This is a genomic window from Serratia quinivorans, assembly GCF_052113645.1.
Lineage (GTDB): Bacteria > Pseudomonadota > Gammaproteobacteria > Enterobacterales > Enterobacteriaceae > Serratia > Serratia quinivorans_B.
In genome coordinates, this window is record NZ_JBIEIU010000001.1 from 711,500 (window position 1) to 736,421 (window position 24,922).

General features: G+C 60.1%; 26 protein-coding genes. 16 read left to right on the plus strand and 10 right to left on the minus strand.

The window, feature by feature from the left end; all coding sequences use genetic code 11:
• Nucleotide 1: 1 nt before the first annotated feature.
• The 12 genes from paaC to pdxR all read left to right on the plus strand — a co-directional run bounded on the left by paaC (nt 2) and on the right by pdxR (nt 11,600).
• Nucleotides 2–763: a 1,2-phenylacetyl-CoA epoxidase subunit PaaC gene (gene paaC / locus ACGS9J_RS03270; protein ID WP_442229637.1), complete on the plus strand. Its 762-nt coding sequence runs from the start codon at nt 2–4 to the stop codon at nt 761–763.
• 9 nt (nt 764–772) lie between these two features.
• Nucleotides 773–1,270 (plus strand): 1,2-phenylacetyl-CoA epoxidase subunit PaaD, encoded by a 498-nt coding sequence (gene paaD / locus ACGS9J_RS03275; RefSeq protein ID WP_442229638.1) that lies wholly within the window; start codon nt 773–775, stop codon nt 1,268–1,270.
• 14 nt (nt 1,271–1,284) lie between these two features.
• Complete coding sequence (paaE, locus tag ACGS9J_RS03280; RefSeq protein WP_442229639.1) at nt 1,285–2,343, plus strand: 1,2-phenylacetyl-CoA epoxidase subunit PaaE; 1,059 nt, start codon at nt 1,285–1,287, stop codon at nt 2,341–2,343.
• A 9-nt stretch (nt 2,344–2,352) separates the two neighbouring features.
• Nucleotides 2,353–3,126, plus strand: a complete 774-nt coding sequence (paaF, locus tag ACGS9J_RS03285) for a 2,3-dehydroadipyl-CoA hydratase PaaF (protein ID WP_442229640.1) — start codon at nt 2,353–2,355, stop codon at nt 3,124–3,126.
• A 3-nt stretch (nt 3,127–3,129) separates the two neighbouring features.
• Nucleotides 3,130–3,921 (plus strand): 2-(1,2-epoxy-1,2-dihydrophenyl)acetyl-CoA isomerase PaaG, encoded by a 792-nt coding sequence (paaG, locus tag ACGS9J_RS03290; protein WP_442229641.1) that lies wholly within the window; start codon nt 3,130–3,132, stop codon nt 3,919–3,921.
• A gap of 2 nt (nt 3,922–3,923) precedes the next feature.
• Nucleotides 3,924–5,444 carry a 3-hydroxyacyl-CoA dehydrogenase gene (locus ACGS9J_RS03295; RefSeq protein ID WP_442229642.1) on the plus strand — a complete coding sequence of 507 codons (1,521 nt, stop codon included), beginning with the start codon at nt 3,924–3,926 and terminating at the stop codon, nt 5,442–5,444.
• The gene (paaI, locus tag ACGS9J_RS03300) at nt 5,444–5,884 is read left to right on the plus strand and encodes a hydroxyphenylacetyl-CoA thioesterase PaaI (protein WP_442229969.1); all 441 of its coding nucleotides are present in this window, start codon (nt 5,444–5,446) and stop codon (nt 5,882–5,884) included. The genes ACGS9J_RS03295 and paaI overlap by 1 nt, the downstream gene beginning before the upstream one ends.
• Nucleotides 5,881–7,086, plus strand: a complete 1,206-nt coding sequence (gene pcaF / locus ACGS9J_RS03305; RefSeq protein WP_442229643.1) for a 3-oxoadipyl-CoA thiolase — start codon at nt 5,881–5,883, stop codon at nt 7,084–7,086. Before paaI ends, pcaF begins: the two co-directional genes overlap by 4 nt.
• A gap of 15 nt (nt 7,087–7,101) precedes the next feature.
• Nucleotides 7,102–8,409 (plus strand): phenylacetate--CoA ligase PaaK, encoded by a 1,308-nt coding sequence (gene paaK, locus ACGS9J_RS03310; protein ID WP_442229644.1) that lies wholly within the window; start codon nt 7,102–7,104, stop codon nt 8,407–8,409.
• 78 nt (nt 8,410–8,487) lie between these two features.
• The gene (paaX, locus tag ACGS9J_RS03315; RefSeq protein ID WP_442229645.1) at nt 8,488–9,426 is read left to right on the plus strand and encodes a phenylacetic acid degradation operon negative regulatory protein PaaX; all 939 of its coding nucleotides are present in this window, start codon (nt 8,488–8,490) and stop codon (nt 9,424–9,426) included.
• A gap of 12 nt (nt 9,427–9,438) precedes the next feature.
• Complete coding sequence (paaY, locus tag ACGS9J_RS03320; protein WP_442229646.1) at nt 9,439–10,035, plus strand: phenylacetic acid degradation protein PaaY; 597 nt, start codon at nt 9,439–9,441, stop codon at nt 10,033–10,035.
• An 80-nt stretch (nt 10,036–10,115) separates the two neighbouring features.
• A complete protein-coding gene (pdxR, locus tag ACGS9J_RS03325; RefSeq protein WP_442229647.1) occupies nt 10,116–11,600 on the plus strand; it encodes a MocR-like pyridoxine biosynthesis transcription factor PdxR in 1,485 nt (494 codons plus the stop codon).
• A gap of 156 nt (nt 11,601–11,756) precedes the next feature.
• Here pdxR and ACGS9J_RS03330 read toward each other — a convergent pair whose 3' ends face one another.
• From ACGS9J_RS03330 to ACGS9J_RS03355, 6 genes are all read right to left on the minus strand, one after another.
• Nucleotides 11,757–12,674, minus strand: a complete 918-nt coding sequence (locus ACGS9J_RS03330) for a DMT family transporter (protein WP_442229648.1) — start codon at nt 12,672–12,674, stop codon at nt 11,757–11,759.
• 93 nt (nt 12,675–12,767) lie between these two features.
• A complete protein-coding gene (locus tag ACGS9J_RS03335; RefSeq protein ID WP_442229649.1) occupies nt 12,768–14,168 on the minus strand; it encodes an amino acid permease in 1,401 nt (466 codons plus the stop codon).
• Between the two features lie 18 nt (nt 14,169–14,186).
• Nucleotides 14,187–15,374, minus strand: coding sequence for an amino acid aminotransferase (locus ACGS9J_RS03340; protein WP_442229650.1), 1,188 nt, complete (start codon nt 15,372–15,374; stop codon nt 14,187–14,189).
• A 60-nt stretch (nt 15,375–15,434) separates the two neighbouring features.
• Complete coding sequence (locus ACGS9J_RS03345; protein ID WP_442229651.1) at nt 15,435–15,806, minus strand: RidA family protein; 372 nt, start codon at nt 15,804–15,806, stop codon at nt 15,435–15,437.
• Between the two features lie 3 nt (nt 15,807–15,809).
• Nucleotides 15,810–16,604, minus strand: coding sequence for an alpha/beta hydrolase (locus ACGS9J_RS03350; RefSeq protein ID WP_442229652.1), 795 nt, complete (start codon nt 16,602–16,604; stop codon nt 15,810–15,812).
• Between the two features lie 161 nt (nt 16,605–16,765).
• A complete protein-coding gene (locus tag ACGS9J_RS03355) occupies nt 16,766–17,665 on the minus strand; it encodes a LysR family transcriptional regulator (RefSeq protein WP_442229653.1) in 900 nt (299 codons plus the stop codon).
• A gap of 98 nt (nt 17,666–17,763) precedes the next feature.
• On the opposite strand from ACGS9J_RS03355, the gene ACGS9J_RS03360 reads away from it, so the two are divergent.
• Entirely contained in the window at nt 17,764–18,381 is a 618-nt protein-coding gene (locus ACGS9J_RS03360; protein ID WP_442229654.1) for a glutathione S-transferase family protein, read from the plus strand.
• A gap of 5 nt (nt 18,382–18,386) precedes the next feature.
• Nucleotides 18,387–19,301: a pyridoxamine 5'-phosphate oxidase family protein gene (locus ACGS9J_RS03365; protein WP_442229655.1), complete on the plus strand. Its 915-nt coding sequence runs from the start codon at nt 18,387–18,389 to the stop codon at nt 19,299–19,301.
• A 133-nt stretch (nt 19,302–19,434) separates the two neighbouring features.
• Here the strand turns inward: ACGS9J_RS03365 and ACGS9J_RS03370 are convergent, their stop codons facing one another.
• Nucleotides 19,435–19,650 carry a glycogen synthesis protein gene (locus tag ACGS9J_RS03370; RefSeq protein WP_442229656.1) on the minus strand — a complete coding sequence of 72 codons (216 nt, stop codon included), beginning with the start codon at nt 19,648–19,650 and terminating at the stop codon, nt 19,435–19,437.
• Nucleotides 19,651–19,875: 225 nt separating this feature from the next.
• Here ACGS9J_RS03370 and gabD point away from each other — a divergent pair, with 225 nt between their 5' ends.
• The gene (gabD, locus tag ACGS9J_RS03375; protein WP_442229657.1) at nt 19,876–21,351 is read left to right on the plus strand and encodes an NADP-dependent succinate-semialdehyde dehydrogenase; all 1,476 of its coding nucleotides are present in this window, start codon (nt 19,876–19,878) and stop codon (nt 21,349–21,351) included.
• Nucleotides 21,352–21,510: 159 nt separating this feature from the next.
• On the opposite strand, the gene ACGS9J_RS03380 is transcribed toward gabD, so the two are convergent.
• Nucleotides 21,511–21,906 (minus strand): (R)-mandelonitrile lyase, encoded by a 396-nt coding sequence (locus ACGS9J_RS03380; protein ID WP_442229658.1) that lies wholly within the window; start codon nt 21,904–21,906, stop codon nt 21,511–21,513.
• An 85-nt stretch (nt 21,907–21,991) separates the two neighbouring features.
• Entirely contained in the window at nt 21,992–22,774 is a 783-nt protein-coding gene (locus ACGS9J_RS03385; RefSeq protein WP_442229659.1) for a carboxymuconolactone decarboxylase family protein, read from the minus strand.
• A gap of 184 nt (nt 22,775–22,958) precedes the next feature.
• Here ACGS9J_RS03385 and ACGS9J_RS03390 point away from each other — a divergent pair, with 184 nt between their 5' ends.
• Entirely contained in the window at nt 22,959–23,858 is a 900-nt protein-coding gene (locus tag ACGS9J_RS03390) for a LysR family transcriptional regulator (RefSeq protein WP_442229660.1), read from the plus strand.
• A gap of 32 nt (nt 23,859–23,890) precedes the next feature.
• On the opposite strand, the gene ACGS9J_RS03395 is transcribed toward ACGS9J_RS03390, so the two are convergent.
• Nucleotides 23,891–24,880 (minus strand): aldo/keto reductase, encoded by a 990-nt coding sequence (locus ACGS9J_RS03395; RefSeq protein WP_442229661.1) that lies wholly within the window; start codon nt 24,878–24,880, stop codon nt 23,891–23,893.
• Nucleotides 24,881–24,922 lie beyond the last annotated feature (42 nt).

The window sequence follows — 24,922 nt, forward strand, 5'->3', positions numbered from 1 at the left end:
CATGACTATCCATAACGATCCGCGAATCACTTATGTCCTGCGTCAGGGCGATACGCCACTGATCCTCGCCCAACGTTTATGCGCCTGGTGCGGCCACGCACCGGAGTTGGAGATCGACCTGGCGCTGGCGAATATCGGTCTGGATCTGCTCGGGCAGGCGCGCAACTTTCTCGGCTATGCCGCCGAACTGGCCGGGCCGCAATTTTGCGAAGATCGGCTGGCCTTTGGCCGCGACGAGCGCGAATTCCACAACCTGCTGCTGGCGGAACAACCCAACGGCGGGTTCAACGACACGCTGGTGCGGCAGTTCCTGATTGACGCCTATCACGTACAGCTGCATCAGGCGCTGAGCCACAGTCAGGATCCGCAACTGGCCGCCATCGCCGCCAAGTCGCTGAAAGAGGCACATTACCACCTTCGTTTCAGCCGCGGCTGGATGATCCGTCTGGGGGATGGCAGCCCGCTCAGCCACCAAAAAATTCAGCAGTCGCTGGATAACCTGTGGCGCTTTACCGCTGAATTGTTCCACGCCGATGAGCTGGAGCAACAGTTGGCGGAACAGGGCATCGCCGCCGACCCACGCCAGCTTGAGGCCCCCTGGTTGGCGCTGGTTGAAGAAACGCTGCAACAGGCCACCCTGCAGCTGCCGACAGAGCAAGCGTTCCGCCACGGCGGCAAGCAGGGGCGACACAGCGAACACCTTGGCCCGCTGTTGGCAGAGATGCAGTTTCTGCAACGCGCCTATCCCAACGCGAACTGGTAAGGGGCCGCTATGAACATTACCCGGCTGCAGGCCGCGGAAATCCCGCAAATCTGGCACTGCCTGCAACAGATCAGCGATCCGGAACTGCCGGTGCTGTCGATTACCGATCTGGGCATGGTGCGCGACGTTGAAGCCGACGGCGACGGCTGGCGCATCACCTTTACGCCAACCTATTCCGGCTGCCCCGCCACCGAGTTCCTGCTCGAGGCAATACAGCAGCGACTGGCCGAAGCCGGCTTCGGTCCGGTAAAAGTCGCTATCCGCCTCAGCCCGGCCTGGACCACCGACTGGATGAACGCAGCGGCGCGTGCGCGACTGCGCGAATACGGCGTCGCACCGCCACAGGGGCACACCTGCGACAAACCTCAGGCGCACGGCCCGGTGCCCTGCCCGCGTTGCGGCAGCACCCACAGCGAGAAAATCAGCGAATTCGGTTCTACCGCCTGCAAAGCGCTGTACCGCTGCTGCGATTGCCGTGAACCCTTCGACTATTTCAAATGTATTTAGGAGCGCAGAAAACCATGACGGTCTTCCATCGCCTGAACGTCGCCGCCATCGAGCGCGAAACGCCGGACGCCGTAGCCATCACTCTGCGGGTGCCCGAAGAACTGAAAAGTCACTATCGCTACACCCCCGGCCAACATCTGACGTTGAAGGCACAGGTGGACGGCGAAGAGCTGCGCCGCTGCTACTCCATTTGCAGCGCACCGCAGGAAGGGCTGTTGCAGATCGGCGTGAAAGCGATTCACCAGGGGCGCTTCTCCTCGTTCGTTAACCGGCTACTGAAAGTCGGCGACGCACTGGAGGTAATGGTGCCACAAGGCCGCTTCGGCTATCAGCCGCGGGCGGAAAACAGTGGCGACTATCTGGCGATTGCCGCCGGTTCCGGCATCACGCCGATGCTGTCGATCATCAAGGCCACGCTGCAACTTGAACCAAACAGCAGTTTCACGCTGATTTACGGCAACCGCAGCAGCCGTTCGGTGATGTTTAAAGAGACACTGTCCGATCTGAAAAACCGCTACCCGCAACGTTTCCAGCCGCTGTATCTGTTCAGCCAGGAGAGTCTCGACAGCCCATTGCTCAGCGGACGCATCGACCGCGAGCGCCTGTTAGCCATCGGCGGCACCCTGCTGGACTACCGCGACTATGACCATGCCTTTATCTGCGGCCCGCAAACCATGATGGACGACGCCCAGAGCGTGCTGGAACAAGCCGGTGTGCCCGCCGAACACATCCACAGCGAACGTTTCAACACCAGCGGCATGGTCGCCCGCCCGGTCAGCGATGCCAATCGCAACGCCACCCGAGTGGAAATTTTGCTGGATGGCCGCCGGTTGGATATCGAAGTCGGCGCGCAGGACGACAGTATTCTGGACGCGGCGCTGCGTCAGGGCGCCGATCTGCCCTACGCCTGCAAAGGCGGCGTGTGTGCCACCTGCAAGTGTCGGTTGAAGGCCGGCCAGGTGGATATGGCCGTCAACTACAGCCTGGAGCCGGATCAGTTGGCGGCGGGTTACGTATTGAGTTGCCAATCGTGGCCGCGCGGCGACGGTGTGGTGTTGGACTTTGACGTATAGGAGCCGCCAATGGAAACCCCTTTGATCCTGCAACATCGTCAGGCGCGCGTGGTGACCCTGACGCTACATCGTCCGGAGGCGCGCAACGCCCTGAACACCCCATGCCTGGAGCAACTGGTGAATTTGCTGGAACAGGCCGACGCCGATCCCAGCGTCGGTGCGGTGGTGATTGCCGGCGCACCACGTTTCTTTGCCGCCGGGGCCGATCTGCATGAACTGCAACAACAAGATCTGCCCGCAACGCTGACCGACCGCCGTCCGCTGTTGTGGCAACGGCTGGCGCAATTCAGTAAACCGCTGCTGGCGGCGGTGAACGGCTACGCGCTCGGTGCCGGCTGTGAACTGGCGCTGGCCTGCGACCTGGTTATCTGCGGCGAAAGCGCCCGCTTTGGCCTGCCGGAAATCACGCTCGGTCTGATGCCGGGTGCCGGTGGTACCCAGCGTTTAATTCGCTGCGTCGGTAAATCCCGCGCCAGCCAGATGGTGCTGACCGGCGAAGCCATTAACGCCGCCTGTGCACTGCAGAGCGGGTTGGTCAGCGAAGTGTGCGTTGACGCGCTGACGCTGGAACGCACGCAACAGATCGCCGAACGCATCAGTCGACAGGCACCGCTGGCACTGCGCGCCGCCAAACAGGCGCTGAAACAGGCGGAAGAAATCGGCCTTAGTCAGGGGCTGGCCGTTGAGCGCCAGCAGTTTGCCACCCTGGCCGCCACCGACGATCGCCGCGAAGGCATCGCCGCCTTCTTCGAAAAACGTACGCCAAACTATCAGGGGCGCTGATTTATGGATAACGCATTGATTCTCACCCACCTCGAAGCCGGGGTGCTGACCCTGACCCTCAACCGACCGGACAGGCTCAACAGCTTCAACGACGAGATGCACCGCCAGCTTGGCGAAGCCTTGACCCTCGCCGAGCGGGACGACGCCGTACGCTGTCTACTGATCACCGGTGCCGGGCGCGGATTTTGCGCCGGACAGGACCTGAACGATCGCAACGTCAGCGTTGAACAGCAGGCACCGGATCTGGGCCTGTCGGTAGAGCGTTTTTATAATCCGCTGATCCGCCGCCTGACCGCCCTGCCAAAGCCGGTGGTGTGCGCCGTCAACGGCGTGGCGGCGGGTGCCGGGGCAGCCCTGGCGCTGGCCTGCGATATCGTGATCGCCGCCGACAACGCCAACTTTATCCAGTCGTTCTGCCGCCTGGGACTGGTGCCGGACTCTGGTGGCAGCTGGTTCTTGCCACGACTGGCGGGCCATGCCCGCGCCATGGGCATGGCGCTGCTGGGGGACAAGGTCAGCGCACAACAGGCGCTGGCATGGGGCATGATCTGGCAGGTGGTACCGGCGGACCAACTGGTCACCACCAGCCAAACGCTGGCGCAGCATCTGGCCACCCAGCCCACCTACGGGCTGGGGCTGATTAAAAAAGCCCTCTACAGCTCGGCGAACAATACCCTCGATCAGCAGCTCGATCTGGAGCGCGATCTGCAACGTCTCGGCGGCCGCAGCGACGACTACCGTGAAGGCGTCAGCGCCTTCTTCGCCAAACGCACGCCCCATTTCAGCGGGAAATGATCATGAGCCTGCCGAACTTCAACGCAAGGGTCGCGGTCATTGGTGCCGGTACCATGGGCATCGGCATCGCCCAGGTGGCCGCCGGGGCCGGGCATCCGGTGTGGCTGTTTGATATCGACACCGCCGCCGCCCGGCAGGCGCTCGATACACTCGGTCGGCGCCTGCGCCAACGGGTCGAAGCCGGTAAGGCCGACGCCGCAACCACCGAAGCCTTGCTGGCGCGGATCCAGCCGGTCGAGTCACTCGACGCCCTGGCCGACAGCGCACTGGTCATAGAAGCCGTAGCGGAAAAGCTGGCGATCAAACAGAGCCTGTTTCGTGAGCTGGAAGCCCGGTGTTCACCGGTCACGCTGTTCGCCAGCAACACCTCATCGCTGTCGATTACCGCCATCGCCGGGGCATTGCAGTATCCACAACGCCTGGCCGGCCTGCACTTCTTCAACCCGGCACCGCTGATGAAACTGGTGGAGATCGTCAGTGGGCTGGACACCAGTGCCGAAACCATCGACAAGCTGCAAACGCTGACCCGGCAATGGGGCAAACAAAGCGTGCTGTGCCGCTCCACGCCCGGTTTTATCGTTAACCGTGTGGCGCGCCCCTTTTACGCCGAAACCCTGCGCGCCCTCGAAGAGCAGGTCGCCGACGCCGCTACGCTGGATGCGGTAATGCGCGACGCGGGCGGCTTCGCCATGGGGCCGCTGCAACTGACCGATATGATTGGTCAGGATATCAATTACGCCGTGACCGAATCGGTATTTCAGGCTTTCTTCCAGGATCCTCGCTTTACGCCGTCACTGGTGCAGCAGGAACTGGTGGCCGCCGGGCGTCTGGGCCGGAAAAGCGGGCGCGGTTTTTACCGCTATGGCGATCAACAACCGCCACAAAACCCCGCCTGGCTACCGGCCTCGTCAGCGGAGTTGCCGCACAGCATCAAGCTGCACGGCGACACGGCAGGCATCGCCGTACTGACCGAATTACTGGCGGGAAATGCGGAGGCGATCATACAACCCGGCCAGACCAGTGCCTTTGCCCGGATTGATGAAGTTACATTTATGTTAACAAATGGTAAAACAGCCAGCCAGGTCGCCGATGAAATCGGAACCCCCGTGGTGCTGTTTGATCTGTCCGCCGATTATGCGCAAGCCTCCACCATCGCCATTAGCTGCGCGGCGCAAAACGGCGCCCGACACAACGCCACTGTCGTACGCCTGCTGCAATCCCTCGGCAAAAAAGTGATCTCGTTGCCGGACTATCCGGGCCTGTTGGTGATGCGCACCCTCGCCATGCTGGCGAACGAAGCACTCGACGTGGTGAACAAAGGCGTCGCCAGCGCAGAGGATACCGACCACGCCATGCGCTGCGGCGTCAACTACCCGCGCGGCCCGCTGGAATGGGGCGCGGCCTTGGGCTGGCGGCACATCCTGAGCACGCTGGACAATCTGCAACGTTACTACGGCGAGCCCCGCTACCGCCCGATGCCGCTGCTGCGCCACTACGCATCCCTCTCTTCAGGAGCCCAATGATGAATGCCAATACGCCCCACGCGCTGGCGCAACGCTGCGCCGAACAGATGTTTCAGCAGGATACCTGCGCCCAGGCCATGGGCATGCGGGTGGATGCCGTGGACGCCGGTTTCGCCCGGGTCAGCATGACCGTCGGCCCGCAAATGCTCAACGGTCACCAGACCTGCCACGGCGGCCAACTGTTCAGCCTGGCGGACACCGCCTTCGCCTATGCATGCAACAGCCAGGGGCTGGCGGCAGTAGCGTCCGGCTGCAGCATCGATTTTATCCGCCCGGCACTGGCCGGCGATCGTCTGACTGCCAGCGCCGAAGTCCGCCATCAGGGCAAAACCACCGGTCTGTATGACGTGGAAATCGTCAATCAACTGGGCAAGACCGTCGCCTGGTTCCGCGGCCGCGCGCACCGCCTCGGCCACGCCATTTTAGGGGAGCAAGCATGAACCAGGCTTTTATCTGCGACGGTGTCCGCACACCGATTGGCCGTTACGGCGGTGCTCTGGCAAACGTACGCGCCGATGACCTGGCCGCACTGCCGCTGAGCGCCCTGCTGGCACGCCACCCCCAGGTGGACTGGTCCCGGGTAGACGATGTGATCCTCGGCTGCGCCAATCAGGCGGGGGAAGACAACCGCAATTTGGCGCGCATGGCGGCGTTGCTGGCGGGCCTGCCGGTGAACGTTTCCGGCACCACCATTAACCGGCTGTGCGGTTCAGGTCTGGACGCGCTGGCAATGGCGGCACGCAGCATCAAGGCCGGGGAAGCCGGGCTGGTGTTGGCCGGCGGCGCGGAGTCCATGACCCGGGCTCCGTTGGTGATGGGCAAGGCCGACAGCGCCTTCAGCCGTCAGGCGCAACTGTATGATACCACCCTCGGCTGGCGCTTTATCAACCCGCTGATGCAGGCACAATACGGCACCGATTCGATGCCGGAAACCGCTGAAAACGTGGCGGCCCGGTTCAACATCAGTCGTGCCGATCAGGACGCCTTCGCGCTGCGCAGCCAACAACGGGCCGCGCTGGCGCAACAGTCAGGCACACTGGCGCAGGAGATCGTGCCGGTCAGCCTCAGCGGCAAGAAAGGCACGGTAACGCTGTTTAGCCAGGATGAACACCCGCGCGCAGAGACCCGGCTGGAACAGTTGCAGGCGCTGAAAACCCCGTTCCGCCACCCCGGTACGGTAACGGCTGGTAACGCTTCCGGCCTGAACGACGGGGCCGCTGCGCTGATCGTCGCCTCGGAGGCAATGGCCGTTAGCCAGGGGTTAACGCCGCGTGCACGCATTGTCGCTACCGCCACCTGCGGCGTCGAACCCGGTTTGATGGGCATCGGCCCGCTGCCGGCCACCCACAAGGTGCTGGAATTGGCCGGGCTGAGCCTGGCGCAAATGGACGTCATCGAACTGAATGAGGCTTTTGCCGCCCAGGCGCTGGCAGTACTGCGCCAGCTTGGGCTGCCGGACGACGCCCCGCAGGTGAACCCCAACGGCGGCGCGATTGCCCTTGGTCACCCGCTGGGCATGAGCGGCGCGCGTCTGGCGCTGGCTGCCCTGTTTGAACTGGAACGGCGTTCCGGCCGCTACGCGCTTTGCACCATGTGCATCGGCGTCGGCCAAGGCATCGCCATGATTATTGAGCGAGTCTGACCCCCGAGGCTAACTATGACCACCCATCCACAGCCACTCGACGCCATTGAGTTCGCCTCGCGCGATGAGATTGAAGCGCTGCAGCTGGAGCGTCTGAAATGGACGCTGCACCACGCCTACAACAATGTGCCGATGTACCGACGCAAGTTCGATCAGGCGGGTGTCCACCCCGACGATCTCAAACAGCTGAGCGATCTGGCACGCTTCCCCTATACCACCAAGCAGGACTTGCGCGACAACTACCCGTTCGACACCTTCGCCGTGCCGATGGAACAGGTGGTGCGCATTCACGCCTCATCAGGCACCACCGGCCGACCAACGGTGGTCGGTTACACCCAACGGGATATCGATAACTGGGCCGATATCGTCGCGCGCAGCCTGCGGGCCGCCGGTGCCACCGCCAAAGACAAGGTTCACGTGGCTTACGGCTACGGCCTGTTCACCGGCGGGCTGGGCGCGCACTACGGGGCAGAGCGGCTCGGGGCGACGGTGATCCCGATGTCCGGCGGGCAAACCGAAAGGCAGGCGCAGCTGATCCTGGATTTCAAACCCGACGTGATCATGGTGACGCCGTCCTACTGTCTGACGCTGATCGACGAGCTGGAACGTAAAATGGGCGGCGATGCCCGTGGCTGCTCGCTGCGCCTGGGGGTGTTTGGCGCCGAACCCTGGACCGAGGCTCTGCGCCACGAAATTGAAAGCCGCATGGGCATCAAGGCACTGGATATTTACGGCCTGTCTGAGGTGATGGGGCCGGGCGTGGCGATGGAATGCGCCGAAAGCGGCGGCGGACCGACCATCTGGGAAGACCACTTCCTGCCGGAAATCATCTGCCCGGAAACCGGCGTCGCCCTGCAGGACGGCCAGCACGGCGAGCTGGTATTCACCACCCTGACCAAAGAAGCGCTGCCGGTGATCCGCTATCGCACCCGCGATCTTACCCGCCTGCTGCCGGGTGACGCGCGCCAAATGCGCCGCATGGGAAAAATTACCGGTCGCTCCGACGACATGCTGATCATCCGCGGCGTCAACGTGTTCCCGTCGCAGGTGGAAGAACAAATCATGCAGTTCGAGCAACTGTCGCCACACTATCAGCTACAGGTCAGCCGCAGCGGGCACCTGGACACCCTGGCAGTACGCGTTGAACTGAAAGAAGCGGCGCTCAGCCTCAGTCACCAGCAACGCTGTGAGATTTGCCACCAACTGCGCCACCATATCAAGTCGATTATCGGCGTCAGCACCGACGTCAGCATCGCCAACTGCGGCGACATCCCTCGTTCAGAAGGCAAAGCCCAACGCGTGGTCGATCTGCGGCCGCGCTGATTCACCTGGCGTCACGGATGACGCCCCGATGAATTGTGGTAATGTTGTGTCTCATCGACGGCTAACCCATGGAAAAATATGGAACATAAACTGGATGAGTTTATCCGCCATGCTATAGACGCCCAGCCGATCAGCGGCACCTCGCTGATTATCTCCTTATATGGCGATGCGCTCAGCCACCGGGGCGGCGAAGTCTGGCTCGGCAGCCTGAGCGCACTGCTGGAAGCATTGGGTTTCGGTGACCGCTTCGTGCGCACCTCGGTATTTCGCCTGCAAAAAGAGGGCTGGCTGGAAGTCGAAAAAATCGGCCGCCGCAGCTTTTATCGGGTGACCGACCAGGGCATGCGCCAATTCCGCCACGCCGAGTCGAAAATCTACCTCAGTGAGCCACCGGCGTGGGACGGGAAATGGGACCTGCTGTTGCTGGAAAGCGCAGAGAAAAGCGAGCGAGCACGGTTGAAAAAAGAGCTGGGCTGGCTGGGTTTCGGCCAGATCGCCACTAACCTGATGGCGGCCCCTACCCACGCGCAAACCGACGTCACCGCGCTGCTCGGCGAGCTTAACGCCAGCGAACAGGTGATCTATTTTCGCGCCGACTACCCCTATAACCGCTCCGAACAAACCCTGCAACAGCTGGTGGCCAACTGTTGGGCACTGGCCGACGTCGCGGCCGATTATCACGAGTTTATCGTCTCTTTCCGGCCGTTGATGGCGCTGCTGCGCGAAGCCAATGAGGCACTGCTGACGCCCCAGCGCTGTTTCCAGATTAAGCTATTATTGATCCACTTCTTCCGGCGCGTGGTGCTGAAAGATCCCCTGCTGCCGGACGCCTTGTTGCCGGCTCAGTGGGAAGGGCAGATCGCCCGCAACCTGTGCATCAACATTTATCAGCGCGTGGACCGCGCCGCGACCGAATATGTCAGTGCGCTGGCGGAAACCACCATCGGCGCCCTGCCTGCCCCGGCGGCCGGCTATTACCGGCGCTTCGGCGGCCTGCCGCGCGATCCTTCACTTTAAGGAGCTTTTGCTATGCCCGTGTATCAGATTGATGGCCTGACGCCAGTGGTCGATCCCAGCAGCTACGTGCACCCCACCGCCGTGCTGATTGGCGATGTGATCGTCGGCAAGCAGGTTTATATCGGCCCTAACGCCAGCCTGCGCGGCGACTTTGGTCGACTGGTGATCGGCGATGGTGCCAATATTCAGGACAACTGCGTGATGCACGGCTTTCCGCAGCAGGACACCGTGGTGGAACAGGACGGTCATATCGGCCACGGTGCGATCCTGCACGGTTGCCGTATTCGCCGTAATGCCATGGTCGGCATGAACGCGGTGATCATGGACGGTGCGGAGATTGGCGAAAACACCATCGTCGGCGCCATGGCATTCGTCAAGGCCGCCGCGGTGATTGAAGCCAATAAACTGGTGGTCGGCAGCCCGGCGCGGGTGTTGCGTGACCTGACCGAGCAGGAACTGGCGTGGAAAGTGGCCGGTACGCACGAATACCACGATCTGGTGCAGCGCTGTAAGGCGTCATTGCAGGAGGTGGCACCGCTGACCGCCATCGAACCGGGCCGCCAGCGCCTGAGCTTTGGTGACCACCTGATCCCGAAAAGTCAGCTTTAATCCTTGCGAACCCGCTATTGCGGCCAAAAGTGGTTTACAGTGAATACCCTGTTTAACTTCTTTTATCTGGACCGGAATTAATGCCCAGAACGGCTAAAACGGTGGAAGTCCCCGCCATCGGCGAGCTTGATCGCCAAGCGGGGCAGCTTAGTCTGCAACTTGCCCAGGCACTGCGGGCAGCGATCAATAAAGGCGAACTGAAGCCCGGCGATCCCTTGCCTTCAACCCGCGTGTTGGCGGGCGCGTTACGGCTGGCCAGAGGCACGGTGCTGGCCGCCTTCGAGCAACTGACGGCGGAAGGTTTTCTGGAAGCGCAGCCCGGTTCGGGCACCCATGTCGCCCTGTCACTTCACCGCCAGCCGCCTGTACCGGCCAACAGCGCTGATATTTGTGACATAACCCTTTCCAGCCAGGCGCAGGCATTGGCGCAATTTGCCAGCCAGTTACGGCCACTGCCGCCGGTGCCCTTCACCGTTTCGGTGCCGATCAACGATACCGCGCCCGACGACATTTGGCGCAGGCTCGGCAACCGCATCCGTGCCAGAGGGCCAGGTGCCCCTGCCGGTTATGGCGAACCGCAGGGTGCACTGCCATTGCGTAAAGCGATATGCGAATACGTTCGCAAGTCCCGTTCGGTGCTCTGTACGCCGGAACAGGTGATTATCACTTCCGGCACTCAACAAGGGTTGTATCTCGCCACGCAAATTCTGCTGGATGCCGGGGACACCGCCTGGGTTGAAGATCCCGCTTATCAAGGTATTACCGCTATTTTTAATACCCTCTTCAGGGACCGGAAAATGGCCAGAGTGCCGGTGGATGCCGAAGGCATCGAGGTCGCAGCCGGCAGAGAAATCGCCCCGCAGGCCAGGGCCGCCTTTGTCACCCCTTCTCACCAGTATCCGTTGTGCATGCCGATGAGCATGTCGCGCCGGCTTGAACTGCTGGCGTGGGCCAAAGCGCAGCAGGCCTGGATTGTCGAAGACGATTACGACAGTGAAATGCGCTCTTCCGGCCACCCGTTTCCCTCGTTGCAGGGGTTGGATCCGGCCAGGGTTATCTACCTGGGCACCTTCAGCAAGATCCTGTTCCCTTCATTGCGACTGGGGTACGCCATCGTTCCTCAGCCCTTGGTGAATGCCTTCTGCGGTGCGCGGGCGTTGATGGATCGCCACCCGCCCAACGCCGATCAACACGTACTGGCCAGTTTTATGGCGCAGGGGCACCTGGATCGCCACATCCGTAAAATGCGCAGTGTGTACGCGGAAAAACGACGGGTGTTAACCGAGGCCATCCAGACCCAGGTTTCTGCCGAACTGGCCGCTCTGCACCCCAGCGATCAGGGCATGCATATGCTGCTGTGGTTAAAGGCGGGGTTGGACGACCGACAGGTTGCCCGTAAAGCAGCCGAAGTTGGGGTCGCCGTCGGGGCGCTGTCGCCGATGTATGCCACCGACAGCGGCAAAAACGGCTTGATACTCGGGCTGGGGGGCTACACCGAGCAACAGATCCACCAGGCGGCCCAAAAGCTGAATCAGGTGCTGGTGTCGTTGGCCGAGGCAGGGTAAAACGTCCGACAGTTAGTTAATCCCCTCTCCCTTGGGAGAGGGTTAGGGTGAGGGGAAACATGCAGAACAGAGGTTTAAAATCCCTCACCCCGGCCCTCTACCCCTGGAGAGGGGACGCTCACTTAAGCAATATCGTAAACCCTTATCTTGCCCGATTTAACGTGAAAATCGCTTCGCGCCGTACACGCAAACCAATACGCCGGCCATCACCGCGATCATTGAAGGTTGAATGCTTTCATGCAATACCAGCCCGGCCAGCGCCAGGCCAAAAAATGGCTGCAGCAATTGCAGTTGTCCCACCGCGGCAATGCCCCCCTGCGCCAAACCGCGATACCAAAAGATAAAGCCAATCCACATGCTGAACAGCGAAATATAGCCCAGCGCACACCATGCGCCGACGCTGACCGCTGGCCAGGCTGTGGGGGCCGTCACCACGGCAGCGGCTGCCGTTAGCGGCAAAGCCACCACCAGCGCCCAGGAAATCACCTGCCACCCGCCGAGCTTGCGCGTCAGCACTGCGCCTTCTGCATAACCCAGCCCGCAAAGCAGCACCGCCGCCACCATCAGCAGATCGCCGGTCCAGGCCCCTCCCGCCCCCTGCCTCAAGGCGAAAGCGCCGACCAACAGGCTGCCCAACACCGAGAACAGCCAGAATGCGGCTTTGGGTCGCTCACCGCCGCGCAGTACGCCGAAACAGGCGGTGGCCAGCGGCAACAGCCCGATATACACCAGCGCATGCGCCGAGGTGGTGTGCTGCAAGGCTAACGCCGTCAGCAAAGGAAAACCGATCACCACTCCAGTCGCGACCAGCACCAGAGCCGCCAGATCACCACGCTGCGGCCAGCGCTGACGCATCAGCCCCAACGCGCTCAGGGCCAGCAAAGCCGCGATCACCGCCCGCATCGCAGTCAGGAACAACGGATCAAACTCCTGCACCGCCACCCGCGTGGCGGGCAAAGAACCGCTGAAAATCAGCATGCCCAAAAAGCCGTTGATCCATCCCTGCGCCGAATGCCGAGCCACCGGCATCCGGGCGCAACCCACAACACGCGCTTTGTCTGTCTCACTGCTCATGGCAACACCCCTCCCTATCCCCAGGAAAGGTTGATTCTCCGGATAAAGTGGTTTACCACCAGAGCCACATAGTAACATTCTCAGTGAACCGGTTTATTCCACTCCCGGCGTTTCCAGCGCAGCGGGCGCAGGCTGATGGCGGCTATAGAAGAAGTAGACGGCCATCAACAGCAGAGTGAACGGGATGCCAAACCACAGCGTCATCTTGAAAAACTCGGTGAACGCCGTCGAGATCAACAGGGCGGCCATCAAACCGGCACCGGCCAAGGTGGTGTACGGGAAGCCCCACATGCGGAATTTAAGGTGGGTTTGCCGGTGCTGGCGACGGAAAAACAGGTGCGTGACAAAAATCATCAGCCAGGTAAAGCAGGCACCGTAGACCGAAATAGACATCATGGCGGCAAACGATTTTTGCGGATAAACCAGACTCAGCACGATCGACACCACGATGCCAATGCACGACATCGCCAGGGCGCTCACCGGTATGCCGCGCTGACTGACCCGCCCCAACGCGGCCGGTGCTTGCCCGGCGCGGGACAGCGAGAACATCATGCGGGTGGTGATATACAGCTGGCTGTTCATTGCCGACAGCGCAGCCACCAGCACGATAAAGTTGAAGATCCCGGCGGCGGCAGGCAGATGGATCACGTTCATCGCCACCAGGAACGGGCTTTCACCGGTACCGGACTGCCGCCAGGGAACTATCGCCAGCATCAGCGCAATCGACAGCATGTAGAAAATAAACAGCCGCAAAATGGTGCCCTTGAACGCGGTTTTCACCGCAATGACCGGGTTCCTGGCTTCACCGGCGGCGACGGCGATCATCTCAATACTCAGGTAGCTGAAAATCGACACGATCACCGCAAACCACATGCCTTTGACGCCAAACGGGAAGAAGCCGCCGTTGGCAGTAAAGTTTTGCAGGCCGAAGGCCGGGTTGGCAGAAAACATCAGGATACCGATGCCGATGGCGATAAAGGCCGCGATGGCCACCACCTTGATGGTCGACAGCGCATACTCCACCTGGCCGAACGACTTGACGCCAACCACGTTAATCACAATCACCGCCGCAGAGAACAGCAGCACCCAGGGCCAGATCGGCGTCGTCGGGAACCAGAACTGCATATACATGCCGATGGCGGTCACCTCGGTGCCTACCGCCAGCACCACGCAGGACCAGTAGGAATAGCGCACCAGAAAACCGAACAGCGGGCTGACATAAAATTCGGCATAGTCACCGAAAGAGCCCGGCGTCGGGTGCTCGGAGGTCATTTCCGCCAGACATCCCATCAGCAACAGTGCCACCACGCCCCCGATAAAATAGCTCAGCAATACGCTGGGGCCGGCCATCTGAATGGCGTAGGCGCTGCCGAGAAACAGCCCGGTACCGATAGCGCCGCCTATCGCCAGCATCGACATCTGCCCGGCGGTGAGCTGTTTCTTCAACCCGCCTTGCCGCCGGGCAATTTCGTCAAAACCCTTTATCTGTTTCATAGCAGTGTCCCACCTTATTCACGCAGTGCGAGTAACATCCAGGATGGCGGCAGTCACGTAGTCGACGTTGTCCTGGTTCAGGCCCGGCAGGCACATACGGCCGGGGGCCACCAGATAAATGGCATAGTGTTGCCGCAGCCGTTCGAGCTGCTGTGGATTCAGGCCGGTGTAACTGAACATACCTTTCTGATCGCGGATACGGCGGTAGTCCAGCGCTGAACCGCCCTGCTCCAACCCGACAGACAGAATTTGGCGCATCTGTTTAATCCGCTGACGCATGCCCGTCAGTTCGCTTTCCCACTGCTGCCGCAAGCCTGGGTCTGCCAGCAGGGTTTCCACAATCTGGCTGCCGTGGGTCGGCGGGCAGGAATAACTGCGGCGGATCAGCGTTTTTAACGCGCCCTTGACGTTCGCCGCGCAGTCAGCGTTGGCGCAACGAACCGAAAGCCCGCCCAGTCGCTGGCCGTAGAGGGCGACATTTTTCGAGAATGAGTTGGCGACCAAAAATTCCAGATCGGTTTTCAGCGCCTCACGCAGGGCAAAACAGTCTTCATCCAGCCCCTCGCCAAACCCCTGATAGGCGATATCGAACAACGGCAACAAACGGCGGCGCTGCAGCACTTCGAGGGTGGCACGCCACTGCGCCTGGCTGAGATCGGTGCCGGTCGGGTTATGACAGCAAGGGTGCAACAGCACCACGCTGCCTTCCGGCAGGCTGTCCAGCGTATCCAGCATGGCGTCAAAACGCAGTCCCCCGTTGAGCTCATCGAAGTACGGATAGGTGTGCACCTTTAGCCCCGCGCCTTCAAAGATGGCCCAGTGATTGGCCCAGGTGGGATCGGACACCCAGATGTCACGGCGTGACAGAAAGTGATGGATAAAATCCGCCGCCAGCTTCAGCGCACCGGAACCCCCGACGGTTTGTACCGTAGCCATGGCCGATGTCGCGGCTTCGCCAAACAACAATGCCTGCACCTGTTGAGCAAACAGCGCTGAACCTTCGATCGGCGGGTAGCCGTGCGGGCTTCGCCGTTCAAGCAAGCGCCGCTCGGCCGCCGCCACCGCCTGCATCAGCGGGATCTTGCCCTGTTGATCGTAATAAAGGCCAATACCCAAATTAACTTTTTGGCTATTCCCATCCTGTAAATAGGCTTCCATCAACGACATAATAGGATCGGCCGCCGAACGGCCAATGTGATTAAACATAGCGATTCCTTTATTCATTATTTAATGAATTAGCAGGTGGAGATTTCAGGGATAGATAAATCAGGCAGTGGCGCTGACGGTTATTTCTATTTTCATGCCTGGCACCACCAATTTATCGACAATCACCGTAGAGCGATTGGGGTAAGGATAATTAAAATATTTTTTATAAATTTCATCGAGTAATTTAACGTCATTCACGTCGGTGAGATAAATAATCACCTGCAAGACATTGTCGCTGTGACTATTTGCGGCTTTCAGCGTTTGGGCCAGATTATCGAAGGTCAGGGTAATCTGTTTTTCCGGCGCGCCGGTTTCAATACTGCCGTCGGCCCTGACCGGACCGTGGGCAGTGAACAACATGCCGCCGCCCTGGGTGGCCCAGGAAAAGGGTTGGCCGATTTCCGGCAGGCCGGTGTCGATGATGCTGCGCATGGTTTATTTCCCCGTAGTGGTTAGCAGGTGAGTCAGTGCGCCATCCCTGGCGAACAGGGCATCCAGCACGTTGTAATGGTTGGCGCCGGCAACCGCGACCAGACCGACGGGCTGCCGTTTTTCCTGCAGCGCAGCGTAATAATGCAGCGATTGCCCCTTCAATTCCGGCAGCTCCTGATCGCCGTAAAACAGCGTCATTGGCTTGATGCGCTGCGGAATATGGCGCACCGGGCTCAACTGGGCAATCTGTTGCCCGGTCAACTGCAATTGATGGTTAACATAGGTGCTTAATAGCGGTTCCAGTTCGAAAATACCGCTGATGGGTAATGTGGCGTCGACCACCGGATGGTGCTGCCAAAAGCTGGCCAGATGGCCGCCCGCAGAATGACCACACAGGAACACCGGCGCACGGCGATGGGTTGCCAGGCGTTGCTCAATAGCGCTCAGCGCCACGCCGGTTTGCCGGCATATATCATCCAGCTGGGCTTGCGGCGCCAGCGAATATTCCAGCAACACCACGTCAAAACCCAGGGACAGCGGTACCTTCGCAATAAAAGCGAAATCGTCCTTACGGCAAAACTGCCAATAGCCGCCGTGAATAAATATTAAGGTTCCTTGGTGCGGCTCGTCGGAATATAACCAGTCAAAAACTTCCCGGGGCGAATCCCCATAGGCAATATTACGCTCGCTGCGGACTTTTTGATAAACCGCCTGGCTACGGGATTGAAATGAAGTCAGGATCGCCGCTTCATTATCTACCGTGCTACCGTTGTCGTAACTCCCCGCAACAAGTTTCATATATTAAACTTCGTTTATTACTTAAGATATGCGTTAACTATTAGCAGTCGGTAAAATATTGTCAAGAAAGGCATCGCAGCAATGCGCACCCGGTAATATAAATCTTTTTTCGCGCCAAATAAGTTTAACCAGTGAAACTTATTTGGCCTGACGGCCTATTTTTATACCGTCTGAATTTGCGTTAATTGACTTAATTCCTGCCAGGCATAATCCCAAAAGGTGCGCACCTTGAGCGGCATGCGCTGTTTGTTTTGCGCCACCAGCTGCACCGGCATCGGCAAAGGTTCAAATGCCGGTAACAAACGCACCAGCGTCCCCGCCGCCAAATCGTCTGCCACCTGGTACGACAGCAAGCGGGCGATGCCCTTGCCCGCTCGCACCGCCAGTAGCTGCGTTTCAACCTCGTTGAGCAACAAACGTGGCGTCAACCGCACCCGTTCGCCATTCTCCTGCGGGCCAAAACGCCATTCACGCAGCGACGCCCGCTGGGTGCCGACGATGGTGTCATGCTCGGTCAACTGTGCCGGTTCCTGCGGTTCGCCGCGTCGCGCCAGGTAATCCGGGCTGGCGACGGTCACCCGGGACACCTGCCCCAAGCGACGCGCCACCCGCGAAGAATCCTGTAAGTGACCGATTCGCACCGCCACGTCCAGCCCCTCGTCGATCAAATCCAGGTTGCGATCGTTAAGCACCATTTCGATCTGCATCTGCGGATAACGATCCAGAAACGCCATCACCACCGGTGCCACGTGCTTGCGCCCGAACTGTACCGGCGAGGTAATACGCAATAATCCGGTGAGCTGGGTGTCCGCCGTGTCCAGCACCGCCGCCTGATATTCATTGAGCAGCAAGTGCGCACGCTCCGCCAGCCGTAATCCGGCTTCGGTCGGCGCTAACCTTCGGGTGGTGCGTTCGACCAAGCGGGCGCCAAAGCGCTGCTCCAGCGAAGCGATGGCCCGGGTGACGGCCGGCGCAGAGCGCCGCAGCTTGCGCCCCGCCGCCGCCAGGCTGCCGTGCTGGATCACCGCCACAAAAATAGCCAGTTCGTCCAAGCGATCCATAGACTGTTCCATAAAGTGAAATTATCAATTTCTACATTGCCGGATTTCGCTCACTGGCCGCAAGAGTATGCTGATAAAAATTCTTCAGGAGTCTGACCATGCAAAAATTAAAACTGTACGGCACCCCGCTTTCCGGCCACGTCCATCGCGTAGCGCTACTGTTGCGGATGCTTGAACTGCCCTATGAAGACAGTGAAGCCCCCGCCGAAGTACGCCAAAGCGAGGCATTTCGCCGTCTGAACCCATTCGGCCAGATCCCGGTACTGGTGGATGGCGATGTGGTATTGGCCGACAGCAACGCCATTCTGGTGTATCTGGCCAAACGCTACGCGCCGGGCAGCCATTGGTTGCCGGAAGATCCACTGGCGGCGGCGCAGGTGCAAGCCTGGCTGTCCAAAGCGGCGGGAGAAGTGCGCTACGGCCCGGCGTCCTGCCGTTTGATTGCCCAGTTTGGGGTGCCGGAGGATTATCAGGTCGCGCAGGCGGTCAGTGCGCGCTTTCTGCCGCAAATGGAGCGGCATCTGGCCGACCGGCCGTTTCTGGCGACGGAGCAGGCCACCATCGGCGATCTGGCCTGCTACAGCTATGTGGCGGTAGCACCGGAGGGCGGTATTTCACTGGCCCCCTATCCGGCCATCCAACGCTGGGTAGCGCGCATTGCCGCATTGCCCGGCTTCTTCGCCATGCCGTCGTTGCCCTACCCCGTCGAGAGGTAAACCCAATGTTCCCGCAGATATTCCACCCCGACGAACTGCGCGCTCAGAGCCTGGCCGGGTTTTACCAGGTGGGCGGCGGCATTTTCCCCAACATGCCCGATCAGCACCGTCAATTTTTCGACGCGCTGCCTTACCTGTTCGTCGCCACTCTGGACCCGCAGGGTTGGCCGGTGGCCACGCTGTACAGCGGTCCCCCTGGATTTTTACGCACACCGGACAGCAATCACCTGCGCATCAGTGCCCCGCGTCGCAGCGACGACCCGGCGCAGGCGGCGTTGCTATCCGGCAAGCCGGTCGGAGCGTTGGGGCTGGACTTCAGCAACCGGCGGCGCAACCGCGCCAACGGCGTCATCGGACGTACCGACAAAAACCGCGTTGAGATCGAAGTCAGGCAAAGCTTTGGCAACTGTCCGCAGTATATTCAGCGACGCGAGCTGTATCCGGCCCCCGCCAACCCTACGCCGATTGAACATCTCGCGACGCTGGACGCGGCGGCGCAGGCGTTGATCCGTCAGGCGGATACCTGTTTCGTCGCCAGTGCTGCCCACACCGAGCTGGAACAGGGCGGCGTGGATATTTCACACCGTGGCGGCAAGCCGGGGTTTATCCATCTGGAGGGCCACAGCCTGTGGATACCGGATTTTCGCGGTAACCGCTATATGAACACCCTGGGCAACCTGCTGGCAGAACCGCGCGCGGCGCTGTTGTTTATCGATTTTGAGCGCGGCGACGTTCTGCATTTACAAGGGGAGACCCAGATCCTCTGGCAAGCGGAAGTAGGCCAGGGAGTGCCCGGCGCGGAACGTTACTGGCGTTTCGATATCCACAGCGCCTGGCGTTTTTCACAGTGCTTGCCGTGGCGCGGTCGCAATCTGGAGTTTTCCCCGGCCACGCTCAATACCGGGGTGTGGTCGGAGTAAATCTGCACAGATATGCGGATGAACTTCCCCCTCTCCCAGGGGTGAGGGCCGGGGTGAGGGGCTTTAAAATTACTGCTGCCTGTATCCCCTCACCCTAACCCTCTCCCAAAGGAGAGGGAATAACTGAAGGGGGTTATTTGCTGTGCTCTACCGCGGATGCGGTCTGGTAAAGCTGGCGGAAATAGCTCAGGCGCTCAAAGAACAAGCGGCTTTGCGGCTCCGACATATTGCCGGCCACCTTGCCGGCGTCGATCTCGCGCCCCTGCCACTCCATCAGCGCAATGCTGGAAGCCAAAAAATCCATGTTGCTGCTGTAGGCCGCAAGATGTCGACTGACTGAAGTCATCATTGTGCACACTCCTTGATGGTCATAGGCTCACTTCAAAAAGGGTCTTATGCCTGCTGACTTCAGTATCGTCCTGAGTGCGGGCATTTTTTGTACAGAAGGTGCGGATGGCGACAAATTGATTGGTTGCCACGGATCGGGAAAATGAAGGCGCAAAAGTTTGCTAGGGTAAAGGGTAGCCGTTTGGGACAGGTCCCCGTGTTGAATTCTGAAAAAGGAAGCTAACCGATGAGCACTCACTTCTCCGCCAGCCTCAAAGATCCCGCGTTGTTCCGCGAAGCCAACTACATCGATGGGCAATGGTTGCAGGCCAAAGGCGACCAAACCATCAAGATCCATAACCCCGCCACCGGCGAGCTGGTCGGCCAGGTGCCGGCTTTGGGTGCCAAAGAAACCGCACAGGCGATTGCCTCCGCCAAAAAGGCCCAGCCGGCCTGGCGTGCGTTAACGGCCAAAGAGCGTGCCGGCAAACTGCGAAAACTGTTCGAACTGATGATGGAAAACCAGGAGGATCTGGCCCTGATCATGACCGCCGAACAGGGCAAGCCCCTGGCCGAAAGCCGCGGTGAGATTGCGTATGCGGCCTCCTTCATCGAGTGGTTCGCCGAAGAAGGCAAGCGGGTCTATGGCGACACCATTCCGCAGAATCTGTCCGGCCGCCGTATTATCGTGCAGAAAGAGCCAATTGGGGTTTTCGCCGCCATTACGCCGTGGAATTTCCCGGCGGCGATGATCACCCGCAAGGCCGGCCCCGGCTGGGCAGCAGGCTGCACCGGAGTGATCCGCCCCGCCAGCCAGACCCCCTTCTCGGCGTTGGCTCTTGCGGTACTGGCCGAGCGTGCGGGTTTACCGGCCGGCGTGTGCAACGTGATCACCGGCCCGAGCCAGGCCATCGGCGCCGAACTGACCGCCAACCCGGACGTACGCAAGCTCTCGTTTACCGGCAGCACCGAGGTGGGTGCGCAACTGCTGGCGCAATGCGCCCCGACCATCAAAAAAACCAGCATGGAACTGGGCGGCAATGCCCCCTTTATCGTATTTGACGATGCCGATCTGGACGCCGCCGTCATCGGCGCCGTCGCGTCCAAATACCGCAATGCCGGTCAGACCTGCGTCTGCACCAACCGTTTTCTGGTACAGGACGGCATTTACGACGCCTTCGCCGAAAAGCTGAAAGCGGCGGTGGCGAAGCTGAAGGTCGGTAACGGCATGGACGACGGCGTCACTATCGGCCCGTTGATCAATCCGGCGGCCGTGGAAAAAGTCAGCGAGCATATCGCCGACGCCGTGAAGCGCGGTGCCTCGGTATTGCTGGGGGGCAAACCCCATCCACTGGGCAATAACTTCTTTACCCCAACCATCCTGACCGACGTGCCGCGACAGGCCAAGATCTTCCATGAAGAAACCTTTGGACCGGTAGCGCCGCTGATCCGCTTTAACAGCGAAGACGAAGCCATTGAGCTGGCCAACGACACACCTTTTGGCCTGGCGTCTTACTTCTACAGCCGCGACATTGGCCGGGTGATGCGCGTCGCCGAAGCGCTCGAGTACGGCATCGTCGGCATTAACGAAGGGCTGATTTCCACCGAGGTGGCGCCGTTCGGCGGGGTTAAAAACTCTGGGCTGGGGCGTGAAGGGTCGAAATACGGCATCGAAGATTATCTGGAGATAAAATACCTGTGCCTCGGGGGGCTGGGGATCTAACCGCACAACGCGATTATTCGGCCCGCCTCACGCGGGCCGGTAAAGCGGATTTCACCCCGATGACCTGTAGACGGCCGCTGTTTTGGCAGCCGCCCCAATGAGGTCAATAATGGAGCAATCGGCAACGCCTGAGCCTTTCTGCGGTTAGCCGCTCCGGTATTACTTCTGGTACTGCGCGTCGCTGACCTTCTCCATCCAGTCAACCGGACTGCCGTTTAACGACTCGGCGATGGCGATATGGGTCATGGCGGTGTCCGGCGTCGCGCCGTGCCAGTGTTTGACGTCTTCCGGGATCCAAACGATATCGCCCTGGTTCATTTCCTGGATTTCCCCACCCCACACCTGGATCCAACCGCGCCCCTGGGTCACGATCAGCGTCTGGCCGAGTGGGTGAGTGTGCCAGGCGGTACGGGCGCCAGGCTCAAAGGTCACGGTGGCACCGCCCACGCGGGCCGGTTCACTGCCGGCAAAAGGCGCGTCGATACGGACCTTACCGGTAAAATAATCTTCTGGCCCTGGACGAGAGGGTTGGGAACCGCTGCGTTGAATTTTCACTTGTTTCTCCGTTTCGGCAATGGCTGCCGGCGCTAACATTGACAGGATAATTGTAGAGGCTGCGAGTAATTTCACGGGATAACTCCTAACGGGTAACGGGGGATGCAGAGGCACGCTTGGCAAACACCTCTTTGGCGACCGGGACGGCGGACATGGCGTTGGGCCAACCGACATAGAATGCCAAATGAGCCATCACCTCGCCCGCCTGTTGCTGGGTCAGGCCGTTGTCCATCGCCTTGTTGAGATGGAAGGTGATTTGCGCCACCTGACCGTTAGCCACCAGCGCACTCACCGTGACCAAACTGCGATCGCGGGGTGCCAGTGCCGGCCGTAGCCAAAGATCGTGAAACAGCACCTCGGTGGTATAGGCCACCAGCCCGGGGAATTGCTCGCTGCCGACCGCATTTTCCACCGCACTGGCCCGTAACCCTTCCGCCACTTCGTCCAGCGGCAGCCTTTGGGGATCTGCCACAGGCAATTCGCTAGCGCTAATGCCACGCTGTTGATAAACCTCGCGCGCTGCCGCCACCGCCGTCATGGCGTTGCCCCAACCGGTATAGAAAGCCAGATGGGTGATTATCTCCGACAGCTCGGCGGCGGTGACGCCGTTGTCCAATGCCAGGTTAAATTGCTCAGCCATCAGCGCCGTTTGGTTGCGGGCAATGACGGCGGCGACGGTGATCACGCTGCGGTCACGCGGCGAAAGCGCCGGACGCTGCCAAAGATCGCCCTGCAAGGTGTCCCGTTGAAATTTCGCCAAAGCCGGTGAGACGCTTTTAACCCGCTCTTCCGACTCCGGGGTTTCTGCCCCGGCGCTGCCGGATATCGCCATCGACAAAGAAAGGGCCGTTGCTGCAAAGTATTTCATTCATTTATCTCCCGATAAAATGACACATTAGGCAAAAGATAGCGTCACGCCCGCATCAGGACTAGATAGCAAAATACGCAAGGAGCTATGAACTGAATTCATTAATTGTCTATGGCCGTAGCAAGCGACTAGAATATCGCCATTAATTTAGCCAACACAATTCTGCCCACACGGCGAGGCCGGGATGTTAAAAGAGAACTTCAACGATTTAATTTCTTTTCTGGTGGTCGCCCGGGAACGCAGCTTCACCAAAGCCGCCGCCAAACTCGGCGTTTCCCAATCGGCATTGAGCCATGCCATCAGGGGCCTGGAAGAAAGGCTCGAGCTGCGCTTATTGACCCGCACCACCCGTAGCGTGGCCCCGACCGAAGCCGGGGAAAAACTGTTCAACAGCATAGGTCCGCGCTTTGCAGAGATTGAAAGCGAGCTGGACGCCCTCAGTGAAATGCGTGCCCGGCCGGCGGGTAACATTCGCATCACCGCCGGTGAACATGCCGTCGATTCGGTGCTGTGGCCGGTACTGAAATCATTCCTGGCCGACTACCCGGATATTAATGTCGAAATCACGGTCGATAACACGCTGACCGACATTGTCGCCGGCCGCTTTGATGCCGGCATTCGGCTCGGTGAACAGGTGGCCAAGGACATGATTGCCGTCCGTATCGCGCCGGAAATGCGCATGGTGCCGATCGCTACTCCGGCCTATTTTGAACAAAACGGCACGCCGAACACCCCACAGGAATTGCAAAACCACCGTTGCATCAACATGCGTTTGCCCACCATGGGCGGCCTCTACGCCTGGGAATTTGAAAAAGACGGGCGCGAGATCAAAGTGCGCGTCGATGGTCAGCTCACCTTTAACAGTCTGCGCCAGCGCATTGAGGCGGCGCTGCTGGGTTTTGGCATCGCCTTTGTCCCCGAAGATACCGTCACTCAGGAACTGGCCGACGGCCGTTTAGTCCCGGTGCTCGACGAATGGTGTCCGCACTTCCCTGGCTATTACCTCTATTACCCCAGCCGCAGGCAGCACACCACCGCCTTCGCCCTGTTTGTCGACGCCCTGCGTTACCCACGACAGGCTTGAATTGCCCCTGCCGAGGGCGGCAGGGGGACGAGTCAGCGGCCGACGTTTTGTTGCAGATGCGCCGGATAGCGATCGCCCTGTACCTCAATGACGGCCAGTGCCGCTTCAATACTGCGCAGTTCGTCCGTCGACAGCGCCAGCGACGCCGCACCGAGGTTTTCCTGCAGGCGATGCAGTTTGGTGGTTCCCGGGATCGGCACAATCCAGGGATGCTGCGCCAATAGCCAGGCTAGCGCAATCTGCGCCGAGGTGACCCCTTTTTGCCGAGCGATCTGCCCCAGCACATCCACCAGTACCTGGTTGGCTTTACGCGCCTGTTCACTGAAACGCGGCACGACATTGCGGAAATCACTGCTGTCGAAAGCGGTATTTTCATTGATCGCCCCCGTCAGAAAACCTTTCCCCAGCGGGCTGAAAGGGACAAAACCGATGCCTAATTCTTGCAACGTCGGCAGGATTTCCTGTTCAGGCTCCCGCCACCACAGCGAATATTCGCTTTGCAACGCCGTCACCGGCTGCACGGCATGAGCACGGCGAACCGTCTGTGCCCCAGCCTCGGACAAGCCAAAGTGCTTGACCTTTCCTTCCTGGATCAGCGCCTTCACCGTACCGGCGACGTCTTCAATCGGCACGTTGGGATCGACCCGGTGCTGGTAAAGCAGGTCAATCGTCTCGATATTAAGACGTTTTAGCGACCCTTCCACCGCCTGGCGAATATGCTCCGGCCGGCTGTTGAGCACCTGTTTGCCCCCCGGTTGAGGCAGATCAAAACCGAATTTGGTGGCTATTACCACCCGATCGCGCACCGGCGCCAGCGCTTCGCCCACCAGCGACTCATTGGTGAATGGACCATAAACTTCTGCGGTATCGAAAAAAGTCACGCCCTGATCCACTGCGGCGCGGATCAAGGCAATCGCCTGTTGTTTATCGGTGGCCGGACCATAACCAAAGCTAAGGCCCATGCAGCCCAGCCCCAATGCCGACACCTCCAACCCACTGTTACCCAGCTTACGTTTTTGCATTTTTTCCTCCGAAGTGTATGCACTGACTGCCGCTCACCCGCG

Bases quoted from the DNA above. Each gene is read 5' to 3' on its own strand.
- ACGS9J_RS03340 (WP_442229650.1), bottom strand. From the start codon at position 15,374: ATGTTTAATCACATTGGCCGTTCGGCGGCCGATCCTATTATGTCGTTG.
- ACGS9J_RS03350 (WP_442229652.1), bottom strand. From the start codon at position 16,604: ATGAAACTTGTTGCGGGGAGTTACGACAACGGTAGCACGGTAGATAAT.
- ACGS9J_RS03330 (WP_442229648.1), bottom strand. From the start codon at position 12,674: ATGAGCAGTGAGACAGACAAAGCGCGTGTTGTGGGTTGCGCCCGGATG.
- paaI (WP_442229969.1), top strand. From the start codon at position 5,444: ATGAATGCCAATACGCCCCACGCGCTGGCGCAACGCTGCGCCGAACAG.
- paaE (WP_442229639.1), top strand. From the start codon at position 1,285: ATGACGGTCTTCCATCGCCTGAACGTCGCCGCCATCGAGCGCGAAACG.
- ACGS9J_RS03370 (WP_442229656.1), bottom strand. From the start codon at position 19,650: ATGATGACTTCAGTCAGTCGACATCTTGCGGCCTACAGCAGCAACATG.
- pdxR (WP_442229647.1), top strand. From the start codon at position 10,116: ATGCCCAGAACGGCTAAAACGGTGGAAGTCCCCGCCATCGGCGAGCTT.
- gabD (WP_442229657.1), top strand. From the start codon at position 19,876: ATGAGCACTCACTTCTCCGCCAGCCTCAAAGATCCCGCGTTGTTCCGC.
- ACGS9J_RS03395 (WP_442229661.1), bottom strand. From the start codon at position 24,880: ATGCAAAAACGTAAGCTGGGTAACAGTGGGTTGGAGGTGTCGGCATTG.
- ACGS9J_RS03295 (WP_442229642.1), top strand. From the start codon at position 3,924: ATGAGCCTGCCGAACTTCAACGCAAGGGTCGCGGTCATTGGTGCCGGT.
- paaK (WP_442229644.1), top strand. From the start codon at position 7,102: ATGACCACCCATCCACAGCCACTCGACGCCATTGAGTTCGCCTCGCGC.
- paaG (WP_442229641.1), top strand. From the start codon at position 3,130: ATGGATAACGCATTGATTCTCACCCACCTCGAAGCCGGGGTGCTGACC.
- ACGS9J_RS03360 (WP_442229654.1), top strand. From the start codon at position 17,764: ATGCAAAAATTAAAACTGTACGGCACCCCGCTTTCCGGCCACGTCCAT.
- ACGS9J_RS03365 (WP_442229655.1), top strand. From the start codon at position 18,387: ATGTTCCCGCAGATATTCCACCCCGACGAACTGCGCGCTCAGAGCCTG.
- paaD (WP_442229638.1), top strand. From the start codon at position 773: ATGAACATTACCCGGCTGCAGGCCGCGGAAATCCCGCAAATCTGGCAC.
- paaF (WP_442229640.1), top strand. From the start codon at position 2,353: ATGGAAACCCCTTTGATCCTGCAACATCGTCAGGCGCGCGTGGTGACC.
- pcaF (WP_442229643.1), top strand. From the start codon at position 5,881: ATGAACCAGGCTTTTATCTGCGACGGTGTCCGCACACCGATTGGCCGT.
- paaC (WP_442229637.1), top strand. From the start codon at position 2: ATGACTATCCATAACGATCCGCGAATCACTTATGTCCTGCGTCAGGGC.
- paaY (WP_442229646.1), top strand. From the start codon at position 9,439: ATGCCCGTGTATCAGATTGATGGCCTGACGCCAGTGGTCGATCCCAGC.
- ACGS9J_RS03355 (WP_442229653.1), bottom strand. From the start codon at position 17,665: ATGGATCGCTTGGACGAACTGGCTATTTTTGTGGCGGTGATCCAGCAC.
- paaX (WP_442229645.1), top strand. From the start codon at position 8,488: ATGGAACATAAACTGGATGAGTTTATCCGCCATGCTATAGACGCCCAG.
- ACGS9J_RS03345 (WP_442229651.1), bottom strand. From the start codon at position 15,806: ATGCGCAGCATCATCGACACCGGCCTGCCGGAAATCGGCCAACCCTTT.
- ACGS9J_RS03385 (WP_442229659.1), bottom strand. From the start codon at position 22,774: ATGAAATACTTTGCAGCAACGGCCCTTTCTTTGTCGATGGCGATATCC.
- ACGS9J_RS03335 (WP_442229649.1), bottom strand. From the start codon at position 14,168: ATGAAACAGATAAAGGGTTTTGACGAAATTGCCCGGCGGCAAGGCGGG.
- ACGS9J_RS03390 (WP_442229660.1), top strand. From the start codon at position 22,959: ATGTTAAAAGAGAACTTCAACGATTTAATTTCTTTTCTGGTGGTCGCC.